Raw genomic sequence first — 12,542 nt, forward strand, 5'->3', positions numbered from 1 at the left:
CCCCGCTGTAGTGGTGGCCGTTTCGAGTAGTCGTCTCCCGGACGTGTCCGGCTCACCGAGGTAGTGCAGCGAGATCGCCGAACAGAATGCAAGCGTCAACCCGATGCCGCGCGAACGAGCAGGATTGGCCGCGATGGGTACACAAGGATTATCCTCGCACCGAATATTCGTTCGCCGTCGCCGCCGGATGTTGGCCGCCCGCGAGAGACTGTCATTTGACCTAGGCAAAGCATGAGCCAAACCGACCTACTCGACCAAGACCCCGTATTTCAACTCAAGGGCAGCATGCTCGCGATCACCGTGCTCGAACTTGTGCACAACGATCTTGAACGCCTCGACGAGCAGTTGACCATCAAGGTCGCTCAGGCGCCTAAGTTCTTCCACAATACACCCGTCGTGCTGGCGCTCGACAAGCTACCGCCCCACGAAGGCGCACCCGACCTTTCGGACCTCGTTGCCATATGCAAGCGCCATGGGTTGCGTCCCCTGGCGATCCGCACCTCGCGCACCGCAGACGCGCTTGCGGCCGAAGCGCTGGAACTGCCCGTACTGCCACCTTCCGGTGCGCGGGAGCGGATACTGGAGCCAGTGGCGAGCATGCCGAAGGAAAAGGTCGAGGTAGCCGCTCCACCTCCGCCTCCACCGCCAGCCGAACCGGTCTACCGACCGACCAAGGTCATCACCGTCCCGATACGCAGTGGCCAGCAGGTCTATGCACAGGGAGGCGACCTCATCGTACTGGCTCCGGTCAGTGCCGGAGCGGAACTTCTCGCTGATGGGAACATCCATGTCTACGGTCCGATGCGTGGGCGTGCGCTCGCGGGTATCAAGGGGGATACCAACACGCGGATTTTCTGCCGCCAGCTGGTGGCTGAGCTGGTCTCTGTAGCCGGACATTACAAGGTTGCCGAAGACCTTCGCCGGGACCCCTCCTGGGGGCAGCCCGTACATATAAGCCTGACGGGTGATTTGTTGAACATCATGCGTCTTTAACGGATACTTCCGCGAAATTCAGGGCACACAAGCTGCCGGAACGCCCACTGCAGTCCGCATCGATCTCACGCATTGATCGCCACGGTTTAAAGCCTCCGGCCGCATATCTTCTCTTTGGGGTGAATCACCTTGGCTAAAGTTCTCGTAGTCACTTCCGGCAAAGGCGGCGTCGGCAAAACAACAACCAGCGCCGCCATCGGCACCGGCCTCGCCCTACGCGGGCACAAAACCGTCATCGTCGACTTCGACGTAGGCCTTCGTAACCTCGATCTCATCATGGGCTGCGAACGTCGCGTCGTTTACGACTTCGTGAACGTCATCAATGGCGAAGCGACCCTGACCCAGGCCCTCATCAAGGACAAGCGTCTCGAGAACCTTTATGTTCTCGCTGCCAGTCAGACGCGCGACAAGGACGCGCTGACCCAGGAAGGGGTCGGCAAGGTCATCGATGAACTGGCCCAGACCTTCGAATACGTGGTGTGCGACTCGCCCGCCGGCATCGAGAAAGGCGCCCACCTCGCGATGTATTTTGCTGACGAAGCCATCGTCGTCACCAACCCTGAAGTTTCCTCCGTACGCGACTCCGACCGTATGCTCGGCCTGCTGGCAAGCAAGTCGCGCCGCGCCGAGCAGGGCAAGGACCCCATCAAGGAGCGCCTGCTGCTGACTCGCTACAACGCCGAGCGCGTGACCAAGGGCGAGATGCTGGGCGTCGAGGACGTCGAGGAGATCCTTGCCATCAACCTGCTGGGCGTGATTCCCGAATCCCAGGCGGTGCTCAAGGCGTCCAACCAGGGCGTACCGGTCATTCTCGATGACCAGAGCGATGCCGGTCAGGCGTACAGTGACGCTGTCGACCGCCTGCTGGGCAAGGAAATGCCCCACCGCTTCCTGGATGTCCAGAAGAAGGGCTTCCTGCAACGACTGTTCGGAGGCCGCGAATGAATATTTTTGACTTCTTCCGCGAACGCAAGAAGGACACCGCTGCGATCGCGAAAGAGCGTCTGCAGATCATCGTCGCGCATGAGCGCGGCCAACGCACACAGCCTGACTACCTGCCTGCACTGCAGAAGGAACTGGTCGAGGTCATCCGCAAGTACGTGAATATCGACCAGGACCAGGTCCAGGTTGCACTGGATGACCAGGGGGGCTATTCCATCCTCGAGCTGAACGTCACGCTTCCGGATCGTTGATCCATCAGGTCCACCCTTGGAAGCGATCATGGCGGCCTCAGGGCCGCCTTTTCGTTTATTACCTTTCGCTACCCACCCCCCTGCCGAGTCATGCCGCTAAGTCAGATCCAGTTCATCCATGAGGATTCCGCCGTCCTGGTGGTCAACAAGCCTACCCTGCTGCTGTCGGTTCCAGGCCGCGCCGAGGATAACCGTGACTGCCTTATTACGCGGCTTCAAGAAAACGGCTATCCGGAATCGCGGATCGTCCATCGCCTTGACTGGGAAACCTCCGGGTTGATGGTGCTTGCGCGCGATGCCGATACGCATCGCGAGCTATCCCGACAGTTTCATGACCGTGAGACCGAGAAGGCTTACACGGCGCTGTGCTGGGGCCAACCGGAGGCATCCACCGGGCGTATCGACCTGCCGCTGCGCTACGATCCCCCGACCAAGCCACGCCACGTTGTGTGCCACGAACACGGCAAGCCGTCATTGACGTTCTGGCGTGTCGTCGAGCGATGCGGCCAGTACAGCCGTGTCGAGCTGACGCCCATCACCGGTCGCTCACACCAGCTTCGCGTACACATGCTGTCCATTGGGCACCCGCTGCTGGGCGACCGGCTGTACGCCCACGAAGAAGCGCTGGCGCTGCATTCGCGGCTTTGCCTGCACGCGAGCATGTTGGCCTTCACACATCCGCAGTCGGGCGAACGCGTGCGTTTCGAGTGCCCCGCTCCGTTCTGAGCTGCGCGCGGCGTTCCGCTCAGCCGCATGCGATGACCCTCGCCAACGGATATTGGATACACTCGAACGCATAACCCGCCAGGAGTCTCTATGCGCGACGATCTCAATCAGGGCCTCATCGATTTCCTGAAGGCCTCCCCTACGCCGTTCCACGCCACGAAGACCTTGGTCGAACGGCTTCAAGCCGCCGGTTACGAGCGGCTCGATGAGCGCAACAGCTGGGCACCCGAACCGGGTGGTCGCTACTACGTCACTCGAAATGATTCGTCCATCGTTGCTGTTCGCATGGGCCGCGAGACGCTGGGGCGAGGCATCCGCCTTGTGGGTGCGCATACGGATAGCCCCTGCCTGAAGGTCAAGCCCAACCCGGAGCTCAGTCGACAGGGATTTTTCCAGCTGGGCGTAGAGGTGTACGGGGGCGCACTGCTTGCCCCATGGTTCGATCGAGACCTGTCACTGGCGGGTCGCGTCACCTTCAAGGCCGAGGACCGCCTCGAGAGCCGGCTGATCGATTTCAAACGACCTATCGCGATCATTCCCAATCTGGCCATTCACCTCAATCGCGAGGCCAACCAGGGCTGGGCGATCAATGCCCAGAATGAGCTCCCGCCGGTGCTGGCACAGCTTTCCGCTGGCGAGCAGCGGGATTTCAGAGCCTTGCTTTCGCTCCAGCTCTTCGACGAGCACGGTATTCGCGCCGACAGCGTCCTGGACTACGAGCTTTGCTTCTACGACACCCAGTCGGCGGCGGTCATAGGCCTTGACAACGACTTCATTGCCGGCGCGCGGCTGGATAACCTGCTGTCCTGCTACGCCGGTCTCGAGGCACTATTAGGCGCCGACGGAGAGGAGACCTGTGCACTGGTCTGCACGGACCATGAAGAAGTCGGCTCCAGTTCCGCCTGCGGCGCTGATGGTCCCTTCCTCGAACAGGTACTGGAACGACTACTTCCACCCGGGGACACGTTCGTCCGCACGATCCAACGCTCTTTGATGATCTCGGCCGACAACGCCCATGGGATCCACCCGAACTATGCGGACAAGCACGACGCCAACCATGGCCCCAAGCTCAACGCCGGGCCCGTCATCAAGATCAACAGTAACCAGCGTTACGCCACCACCAGCGAGTCGGGCGGATTCTTCCGCTACCTGTGCCAGGAGAATGATGTCCCGGTTCAAAGCTTCGTAACCCGAAGTGACATGGGATGCGGCTCGACCATTGGTCCGATCACAGCCAGCCAGCTTGGCATCCGTACGGTCGACATCGGCCTGCCGACCTTCGCGATGCATTCGATCCGGGAACTGGCGGGCAGCCATGACCTTGCACACCTGGTGCAGGTGCTGAGCGCATTCTTCGAGAGCTCCGATCTGCCCTGATCAGCGCCAGATCGAGGCAGCAACTGCGCCCAGGCCATCAGCACTCGCCATGGTTAGACAAAAAACGCCTCAATCGAGGCGTTTTTTGTGTCTCACCGACTTAGCGTGATGCTTGGACGGCGTCCTTCGCAGCGGGGATGCCTGCCGTAGCCACATTGAGTGCGTCTGGCACCGTGCGAAGCGCGACGTTCAACGATTGGATCGAATCCCAGGCGTCGGCCTGAAGCGCACCCGGCGTGGCCTGCTCGAGCGCAGGCCCACCTGTGCCTGCCGGAAGCGGCGGCTGAGTGCCGTAGATCAGTGAATAGAAGACCGAAGCCGCAAGATACGAACCCGTATACGAAGGGTGGCTGCCATCAGGAGTGAAGAGGACCGGCTTCGGGGTTTCTGCCAACGCGCGCTGCCACGCCTGACCCACCGGGGCGAGCAACGAGCGCGTCTCTTCGGCGAGGCTGGTATAGACCGTATCCAACTGGGCCTGCATGGCTGGGTTGTTCTGACGCGCCCAAGTCAGATAAAGAATGGGCTGGGCACCATCAGCGCGGGCTGCGTCTGCGATCAGCTTTACATACTGGCGAGTCTTGTCCGGGTCCTGGACCGGCATCATGCTGTGATCCTGGATCACCACATAGTCCCAATCCTTCTCGGCCAGTGCGGCCTGAACGTCACCCAGCTGCCAGTGCTGCTCAAGGCTGGCGCCGCCGAACGTGACATCTGCCACCTCAAGCGGCCGAGCCTGGCCAGCGTCGATGGACATTTGCTTTACGATATCGGGAAGACGGTTGTAAAAGGTGTAGCTGTTACCTACGAAGAGGACCCGCAGGGGCTCTGCCGCAGAGGCATGAAAGGTCATTCCGCCAAGCAACGCAGCGAATATCGCAAGACGCACTCTCTTCATAGGGACTCACTCGGGGTGGCTGGGAGCGTCACGCATCTGATCATGCTCAGATGACGATTGCGTAACGTTTCGCGCTTTATATGCGAAAAAGTTCCCAGCGCAACCCACCCCCCTAGCGAGAGTCGACGAGAGGTAGCGCGTCGGGCCGATCCAAGGGAATTGCCCGACGAACGCCCCGCCGCTACGCCGGTGCTTTCTCCTGTGGTGCCTTGGCGAGTTTACGGAGTTCTTCGTCACGCAGCTCCCTGCGCAAAATCTTGCCGACGTTGGTTGTGGGCAGTGTGTCCCGAAACTCGATGTACCTCGGACGCTTGTATGCAGTGACCTTGTCGCGCATGAACTCGATTACCTGCTCGTCGGTAAGCGTCTGTCCGGCGCGCAGGACGACGAACATCTTGATCGCCTCGCCCGACTTCTCGTTGGGGATGCCAATCGCTGCGCATTGCGCAACTTCCGGCATCGTCATAAGCACGTCTTCGAGCTCATTCGGGTAAACGTTGAAGCCGGACACCAGAATCATGTCCTTCTTGCGGTCAACGATGCGTACAAAGCCGTCTTCCTGAATTACCGCAATGTCGCCGCTTTTGAGCCAGCCATCGGCGTCCATCACTTCAGCCGTGGCCTCCTCGCGCTGCCAGTAGCCCTTCATGACCTGCGGACCTTTGATACATAGCTCACCTGGCGAACCGATCGGCTGTTCATTGCCCTGGTCGTCAGTCACCTTGACCAGGGTGGAGGGTACCGGGATGCCGATCGTGCCGAGTTGGACGTTGTGAACAGCGTTCACACAGACCACAGGGCTGGTCTCGGTCATGCCGTAGCCCTCGCAGATCTTGCAGCCGGTCACCTCTTCCCAGCGCTTGGCCACGGCCTGTTGAAGCGCCATGCCTCCCGAAATCGTGACCTTCAGCCCAGAGAAGTCCAGACGCCGGAAATTTTCGTCGTTGCACAAGGCAACGAACAATGTGTTCAACCCCACGAAGCAGTTGAAGCGCCAGCCGGACATATCCTTGATGGTCGTCTTCAGGTCGCGTGGATTCGTGATCAACAGGTTGTGGTTGCCGATCAACATCATGGCCATGCAATGAAAGGTGAAGGCATAGATGTGATACAGCGGCAGCGGTGCCACAACGGTTTCCTGACCCTCGCCCAGCTCGGTTGCCATGAGCACACGGCACTGGAGCATGTTCGCGATCAGGTTGCGGTGTGTCAGCATGGCGCCTTTCGCAACACCCGTCGTACCACCGGTGTACTGCAGCACCGCAATGTCGTCCGACCCAGGCGAAGCATCTGCAACCGCTCTGCCGCGGCCCTTGGCAAGCGCGCTCTTGAAGGAGACGGCGTGTGGCAGCTTGTACGACGGGACCATCTTCTTGACGTACCGCACCACCGAATTGACGACGAAGCCCTTCAACGTCGGCAACAGGTCGCCAACCTGCGTCACAATGACGTGGCGGATGGAGGTCTGTGGAAGCACCTTCTCAACCAGATGCGCCATGTTGGCGAGGCAGACAAGCGCTTTCGCACCGGCGTCCTGGAATTGGTGCTCCAGTTCACGGGCGGTATAAAGCGGGTTCGTGTTTACGACGATCAGCCCTGCGCGCATCGCACCGAACACTACCACGGGATATTGCAGCAGGTTCGGCATCTGCACGGCGATACGGTCGCCGGGCTTGAGGTCCGTCTGCGACTGCAGATAAGCGGCAAACTCCCCTGACAGGCGATACAGATCGCCATAGCTGATCGTATGGCCGAAACTGGTGAAGGCAGGTTTATCCGAGAAACGCTCGCAGGACTCCTTAAGGACAGCCTGCACGTTGGGGTACTGATCGGCATCGATCTCGGCTGGAACGCCGGGTGGATATTTGTCGCTCCAGAAATTATCGATCATGAGAGGCCAACTCCATGCTGTATTTGGTCTTCACCGCCGTAGCGGTTGATTGCTGTTTAAAATGGCGTCTGGCATTGGAGCCTAAACGCAGAGCGGCGTTGCGAGCCACCCTTTTACCGGACATTGCACGTTCCGCCAATATGTTCGCGTTATGACCAGATAAGACTTTCCGGTCATTTTCATTCTCGTTCCCATGCCTTGCTTCACCGCGCCGTTCCAGGCGCATCCCGCCACTAGCGGCTTGCCGGTCTGTCACGTCCACCAAACCGCTCAGTTGGCGACAACCTTATCTATTCAGGAGTCCGTATGTCCCTTGTTACCAATATTCCTTACGAGCAGCTCACCGTCGGCCAGTTCGTGGTCGTCGAGCGCCGAGTCGAGGAGCGGGACGTACTGCTGTTCGCCGCCGTTTCGGGCGACAACAATCCGGTACACCTCGACGCAGAATTTGCCGCGGGCACGCTATTCAAGGAGCGAATCGCTCACGGCATGTTTACCGGCGCGCTGATCAGCGCCGCCATTGCCTGCAACCTCCCGGGTCCAGGCACCATCTACCTGGGCCAGCACCTGGACTTCGCCAAACCTGTAAAACTGGGCGACACGCTGAGCGTACGCATCCAGGTGCTTGAAAAGCTCCCAAAGAACCGTGTCCGCCTGGCCACCGAAGTCTTTAACCAGCACGGCGATCAGGTCGTGGACGGGGAAGCCGAGGTGCTCGCGCCTCGCAAGGAGCAGACAGTTGAAATGCCATCCATGCCCAACGTGACGGTTGGGTAAGCACCGTAACGAAACCCACTACGCCGAATCGCACTGCAATGGTGCGATTCAGCACGTGAAATCCTGCGCTGGCCCGCTAAATTGGAGATTAGCCGGTCCCGGCACACCCTGTGCAGTTCGTTCGCAAACCCTATTGCTGAGCGAACCGCCATGTCTCAACGGCCCGACTCCGATTTCCCCCTTACCGAGGTGCCTGCTGGCGCTCGCCATGGTCTCTTCTCAACGTCGATCCTGCTCTTCGGTTTCACCTTTTTCACCGCCACGATGTTCGCCGGTGGCAAGATCGGCATGGCGTTCGACTTCAAGACGCTCATATGGGCGGCCATCATCGGCAACCTTTTGCTCGGTATCTACGCGGCGGTGCTCGGCGCCATTGCGTGCAGGAGCGGACTGAACTCGGTGCTGATGGGCCGCTTTTGTTTCGGTGAAATAGGCAGCAAGCTGTCGGATCTGATCCTGGGCTTTACGCAGATCGGCTGGTACGCCTGGGGCACGGCCACGATTGCCATAGTGCTGGTAAAGCTGCTGGGCCTGCCCGAAGGCCTGACCATCCCAATGATGGTGTTCTTCGGCTTTGGCTTCTGCATAACGGCCTATGTGGGCTATCGCGGCCTGGACCTGCTCTCGCGCATAGCCGTTCCGGCAATGTGCATGCTGCTGGGCGTCTCCCTGTGGGTCGCAACGCGTGATGCCGGCGGACTCGACGCGCTACTGGCAATCCAGCCATCCGAAACGATGACCATGAACATGGCCATCACGCTGATCTTCGGCACCTTTGTGAGCGGCGCCACGCAGGCCACCAACTGGACACGCTTTGCACGCACACCTCGCATTGCCGTGGTCGCAAGCCTCGCCGGGTTCTTCTTCGGCAATGGCCTGATGATCATCGCAGGCGCCTACGGGGCGATCGTCTATCAACAGGCGGACGTCGTCGAAGTGCTGGTGCTTCAGGGCCTTTCCGTTGCAGCGGTCGTGATGCTGTTCTTGAATCTCTGGACGACGCAGGACAACACCATCTACAACTTCGCCGCAGCCGGCTGCAACCTGATGCGAACGGATCGCCGAAAGACGGTGACCGTAGCCGGTGCCGCCGTAGGTACCCTACTCGCGATTGGAGGGATGTCCGACCTGCTCATTCCGTTTCTGCTTCTGCTCGGCGCGATCATTCCGCCTATCGGCGGCGTGATCGTCGCTGACTATTCCCATGGGCATCGCCAGCAGTATCCAAAGCTCGCTGAAGCCGACCTGCCAGCGTTCAATTGGGTGGGCCTGGGTGCTTACGGGTGCGGCGCCGTCTGCGCCTATCTGTCCCCGTGGGTCGCGCCGATCGTAGGCATCGTCGTTGCCGCAGCGGCCTATGTCGCACTCTTCGCGCTGCGCAAGGCTACGCTTACGAACCCGGCTACCCAGAGCCGCGCCTGAGCCGCCGTCCATACGAAAGACGGCGGTATGATTTACCCATCGCCCATACACTGGTTTCACGCGCGGATTGCCGTGAGGCCCCAAGAGGTAATCCATGAAGATCATCAATGCACGGCTGCGGCGCCGTGAAGGCCTGTTCAGTATCGAACTGGACGGCACCAGGATCGCCGCCATCACACCTCAGCTGCAGTTGCTGCCAACAGCCAATGGCGCGTTGGACGCGGCGGGCAACTTGGTAACCGCGCCGTTCATCGAGCCTCACATCCATCTGGATGCGACGCTCACCGCAGGCGAGCCCGCCTGGAACATGAGCGGGACCCTGTTCGAGGGCATCGAGCGCTGGGCCGAGCGCAAAGCATTAGTGACGCACGAGGACACCAAGAGCCGAGCGAAGCGTACCATCGATATGCTGGTCGACCACGGCATCCAGCACGTCCGCACGCATGTCGACGTCACCGACCCGACACTCGCGGCCCTGAAGGCGATGGTCGAGGTACGCGACGAGACCCGCCATCTTATAGACCTGCAGATCGTGGCCTTCCCCCAAGAGGGCATCGAGTCGTTCGCCAACGGCCGCCAGCTGATGGAACAGGCCATCGACATTGGCGCGGACGTCGTGGGCGGCATCCCGCATTTCGAAAACACTCGAGACCAGGGCGTCAGTTCGATCAAGTTCCTCATGGATCTGGCCGAGCGCACCGGCTGCCTGGTGGATGTTCACTGTGACGAAACGGACGACCCGCATTCACGTTTTCTGGAAGTTCTCGCTGAGGAAGCCCGTGTACGCGGGATGGGCGAGCGCGTGACGGCGAGCCATACGGTTGCGATGGGCTCCTATGACAACGCCTACTGTTCCAAGCTGTTCCGGTTGCTGAAGATGTCCGGCATCAACTTCGTGTCGTGCCCTACAGAGAGCATTCACCTGCAGGGCCGCTTCGATGGCTTCCCCAAGCGCCGTGGGGTCACGCGAGTCGCAGAGCTCGATCGTGCCGGCATGAACGTCTGCCTGGCGCAGGATTCCATCGTCGATCCGTGGTATCCACTCGGTAACGGAAACATCGTCCGCATCCTCGAGGCAGGCTTGCACATCTGCCACATGCTTGGATACGACGATCTGCAGCGCTGCCTCGACTTCATCACGGATAACAGTGCGCGCACCCTGAATCTTGGCGAAGGTTACGGGGTGGAAGTCGGCCGCCCGGCCAACCTGCTCATTCTTTCTGCACCGAACGATTACGAGATGGTGCGTAGCCAGGGGCATGCGCTGGTGTCGATCCGCGAAGGCAAGGTGCTGATGCAACGCACCCCAGCCCGGATCGAGCGGGCCTGAAGACGCCAAAGGCGCCGTGCTGCGGCGCCTTGGTTACAGGGCCTCACGCGCCCGGTCGGCGCATCTGGAATCTGAGACGCTCGTCAATTTCGAAGTAATCGGCGGGACCGCCTCCACGGAGAATCGGCTGCGCGGCTGCTGTCTGGTAGACGCCGTCGACAAGCAACGAACGGTCGATGTGCACGGCGACGACTTCTCCCAGTACCAACCAGGTGTCGACGTCATCACCACCAGCTGTTCTCAACCTCACCGACTGGGTCAGTCGGCACTCGAAAGCCACCGGTGCCTCGGCAACGTGCGGAACGTTCACGACCGTTGACGGCGCTGGGGTAAGGCCAGCCAGTTCGAACTCATCGACGTTAGGCGCAACGGCCGCGCAAGACGCATTCATCTGCTCCGCAAGGGGGCGAGTGGCCAGGTTCCAACAGAACACACCGGTTTGCTCGATATTCCGGACGCTGTCCTTGTAACCGATACTGGCGAAGCCCACGATCGGGGGAACATAGTTGAACGCGTTGAAAAAGCTGTAGGGCGCCAGGTTGAGAACACCCGCCTGGTCGCCTGAGGATATCCAGCCGATCGGCCTTGGACCGACGATTGCGTTGAAAGGATCATGCGGCAGGCCATGGCCTTTTGCAGGCTCATAGAAGTGCGCGTTCGCGGGCATTCATTGATCTCCACGGGGCCAGTTCGGCGTCCACGGTAGCCGATCTCGTCCACGTCTGGATAGATCACGCACTGCACGTGCATGCCAACCGCAGCGCAAAAAAAAGGCGACCGAAGTCGCCCGAAGTGCCTTGCGTGCTCGTGGTGATCGCGAGGGTCAGTCCTGGTTTTCGCTGCGTCCCATGACGAGCGCCGGGATAACGCAGACCAGCGTGCAGGTGACGGCTAAAAACGCTCCGGCGATTACGCCCTGCTCGATAAACATGGCTGTCTGCGTCTCACTGCGATCAGATGGCGCTACGTTAGCCGACACCCCATCGTGCGCCATTGATCTGGATCAACAGCGAGGCGACTCGCGACCCCGAATTGCCTGGCTGCATGAGCGAATCATCGCAGCTCCTCCGCGCAGGAACAGTCACCGGATTGCATTAGCTGTTCACATCCGTGTGCCAGAAGGCCACAATCGCCCTACGCAAAATGTGAGGACTGCCGTGATGAGTCAGCCGCAAACCTTTTTCCAATTGAGCGGCCGCGGCTATGCGGCGGCGAACCTGAACAACGCCACATTGGTAATCATCGACGCTCAGGAAGAGTATCGCAGCGGTGCGCTTCCTCTTCCTGGCCTCGACGAGGCCGTGGCCGAAATCGCCGCATTGCTCAAGGCTGCCCGTGCGAATGGCACACCTATCGTGCACGTCAAACACTTGGGCATTCCTGGAGGGCTATTCGATCCACAGGGACCGAGAGGGTACTTCCTTCCCGAAGTTGCCCCGGAAGGCCAGGAAGTCGTTGTTGAGAAGCGCCTGCCGAATGCGTTTGCCAACACCGATCTGCATGACCGCCTTTTGGCGCTCGGTCATCTGGACATCATCGTGTGCGGATTCATGAGCCATTCGAGCGTGAGCACGACCGTGCGCGCCGCGAAGGACTACGGCTTCCGCTGCACCGTCGTTGCGAGCGCCTGTGCATCCCGAGACCTGCCGGCAATCGATGGCGGCGTACTGGGCGCTGCTCAGGTCCAACATGTGGTGCTGTCGGCGCTGGCCGATAACTTCGCGGTCGTGGTTCCGCAAGCCAGGGCGCTGCTGTAGCCCACCGCGTCGAGGCAGGTCACCGCATACACCGGCGCGACCTGCCTCGAACACCTATCCGGACGTGGCCAGCGCGGCACGGCCTACGCGGCGCGGCCTACACGGCTCGACCCGCACTGAACGCCATACACCATGTATGTTCAGGCCAGGGATGACCTCGTAGACAGGGGAGTCAGCA

The 12,542-nt window shown here is 60.5% G+C and carries 12 protein-coding genes; 9 read left to right on the plus strand and 3 right to left on the minus strand.

Going from position 1 to position 12,542, the window contains the following annotated elements:
- Window positions 1-231 precede the first annotated feature (231 nt).
- The 5 genes from minC (at window position 232) to ACY8D3_RS13375 (ending at window position 4,289) form a co-directional block, all read left to right on the plus strand.
- The gene (minC, locus tag ACY8D3_RS13355) at window positions 232-993 is read left to right on the plus strand and encodes a septum site-determining protein MinC (protein WP_462379255.1); all 762 of its coding nucleotides are present in this window, start codon (window positions 232-234) and stop codon (window positions 991-993) included.
- A 129-nt stretch (window positions 994-1,122) separates the two neighbouring features.
- Window positions 1,123-1,938 carry a septum site-determining protein MinD gene (gene minD / locus ACY8D3_RS13360; protein ID WP_462379256.1) on the plus strand — a complete coding sequence of 272 codons (816 nt, stop codon included), beginning with the start codon at window positions 1,123-1,125 and terminating at the stop codon, window positions 1,936-1,938.
- Window positions 1,935-2,186 carry a cell division topological specificity factor MinE gene (gene minE / locus ACY8D3_RS13365; RefSeq protein ID WP_462379257.1) on the plus strand — a complete coding sequence of 84 codons (252 nt, stop codon included), beginning with the start codon at window positions 1,935-1,937 and terminating at the stop codon, window positions 2,184-2,186. The genes minD and minE overlap by 4 nt, the downstream gene beginning before the upstream one ends.
- 90 nt (window positions 2,187-2,276) lie before the next feature.
- Window positions 2,277-2,912 (plus strand): RluA family pseudouridine synthase, encoded by a 636-nt coding sequence (locus tag ACY8D3_RS13370; protein ID WP_462379258.1) that lies wholly within the window; start codon window positions 2,277-2,279, stop codon window positions 2,910-2,912.
- A gap of 90 nt (window positions 2,913-3,002) precedes the next feature.
- Window positions 3,003-4,289, plus strand: coding sequence for a M18 family aminopeptidase (locus tag ACY8D3_RS13375; protein ID WP_462379259.1), 1,287 nt, complete (start codon window positions 3,003-3,005; stop codon window positions 4,287-4,289).
- 100 nt (window positions 4,290-4,389) lie between these two features.
- Here ACY8D3_RS13375 and ACY8D3_RS13380 read toward each other — a convergent pair whose 3' ends face one another.
- Together ACY8D3_RS13380 and ACY8D3_RS13385 are read right to left on the minus strand one after the other, a co-directional pair.
- Window positions 4,390-5,187 (minus strand): SGNH/GDSL hydrolase family protein, encoded by a 798-nt coding sequence (locus tag ACY8D3_RS13380; protein WP_462379260.1) that lies wholly within the window; start codon window positions 5,185-5,187, stop codon window positions 4,390-4,392.
- Window positions 5,188-5,368: 181 nt separating this feature from the next.
- Window positions 5,369-7,078 (minus strand): AMP-binding protein, encoded by a 1,710-nt coding sequence (locus ACY8D3_RS13385; protein ID WP_462379261.1) that lies wholly within the window; start codon window positions 7,076-7,078, stop codon window positions 5,369-5,371.
- 306 nt (window positions 7,079-7,384) lie between these two features.
- Between ACY8D3_RS13385 and ACY8D3_RS13390 the strand changes: the two genes are divergently transcribed.
- The 3 genes from ACY8D3_RS13390 to codA all read left to right on the plus strand — a co-directional run bounded on the left by ACY8D3_RS13390 (window position 7,385) and on the right by codA (window position 10,607).
- Entirely contained in the window at window positions 7,385-7,855 is a 471-nt protein-coding gene (locus ACY8D3_RS13390) for a MaoC family dehydratase (protein WP_462379262.1), read from the plus strand.
- A gap of 150 nt (window positions 7,856-8,005) precedes the next feature.
- The gene (codB, locus tag ACY8D3_RS13395; protein WP_462379263.1) at window positions 8,006-9,277 is read left to right on the plus strand and encodes a cytosine permease; all 1,272 of its coding nucleotides are present in this window, start codon (window positions 8,006-8,008) and stop codon (window positions 9,275-9,277) included.
- 94 nt (window positions 9,278-9,371) lie between these two features.
- Window positions 9,372-10,607 (plus strand): cytosine deaminase, encoded by a 1,236-nt coding sequence (codA, locus tag ACY8D3_RS13400; protein WP_462379264.1) that lies wholly within the window; start codon window positions 9,372-9,374, stop codon window positions 10,605-10,607.
- A 43-nt stretch (window positions 10,608-10,650) separates the two neighbouring features.
- On the opposite strand, the gene ACY8D3_RS13405 is transcribed toward codA, so the two are convergent.
- Window positions 10,651-11,274: a flavin reductase family protein gene (locus ACY8D3_RS13405; RefSeq protein ID WP_462379265.1), complete on the minus strand. Its 624-nt coding sequence runs from the start codon at window positions 11,272-11,274 to the stop codon at window positions 10,651-10,653.
- Between the two features lie 493 nt (window positions 11,275-11,767).
- On the opposite strand from ACY8D3_RS13405, the gene ACY8D3_RS13410 reads away from it, so the two are divergent.
- A complete protein-coding gene (locus ACY8D3_RS13410) occupies window positions 11,768-12,364 on the plus strand; it encodes a cysteine hydrolase family protein (RefSeq protein ID WP_462379266.1) in 597 nt (198 codons plus the stop codon).
- Window positions 12,365-12,542 lie beyond the last annotated feature (178 nt).

This window comes from Pseudomonas sp. Marseille-QA0892, assembly GCF_054950135.1.

Coding starts and splice junctions, on each gene's coding strand:
- minC (WP_462379255.1), top strand. CDS start 232: ATGAGCCAAACCGACCTACTCGACCAAGACCCCGTATTTCAACTCAAG.
- minE (WP_462379257.1), top strand. CDS start 1,935: ATGAATATTTTTGACTTCTTCCGCGAACGCAAGAAGGACACCGCTGCG.
- ACY8D3_RS13370 (WP_462379258.1), top strand. CDS start 2,277: ATGCCGCTAAGTCAGATCCAGTTCATCCATGAGGATTCCGCCGTCCTG.
- ACY8D3_RS13375 (WP_462379259.1), top strand. CDS start 3,003: ATGCGCGACGATCTCAATCAGGGCCTCATCGATTTCCTGAAGGCCTCC.
- ACY8D3_RS13380 (WP_462379260.1), bottom strand. CDS start 5,187: ATGAAGAGAGTGCGTCTTGCGATATTCGCTGCGTTGCTTGGCGGAATG.
- ACY8D3_RS13385 (WP_462379261.1), bottom strand. CDS start 7,078: ATGATCGATAATTTCTGGAGCGACAAATATCCACCCGGCGTTCCAGCC.
- ACY8D3_RS13390 (WP_462379262.1), top strand. CDS start 7,385: ATGTCCCTTGTTACCAATATTCCTTACGAGCAGCTCACCGTCGGCCAG.
- codB (WP_462379263.1), top strand. CDS start 8,006: ATGTCTCAACGGCCCGACTCCGATTTCCCCCTTACCGAGGTGCCTGCT.
- codA (WP_462379264.1), top strand. CDS start 9,372: ATGAAGATCATCAATGCACGGCTGCGGCGCCGTGAAGGCCTGTTCAGT.
- ACY8D3_RS13405 (WP_462379265.1), bottom strand. CDS start 11,274: ATGCCCGCGAACGCGCACTTCTATGAGCCTGCAAAAGGCCATGGCCTG.
- ACY8D3_RS13410 (WP_462379266.1), top strand. CDS start 11,768: ATGAGTCAGCCGCAAACCTTTTTCCAATTGAGCGGCCGCGGCTATGCG.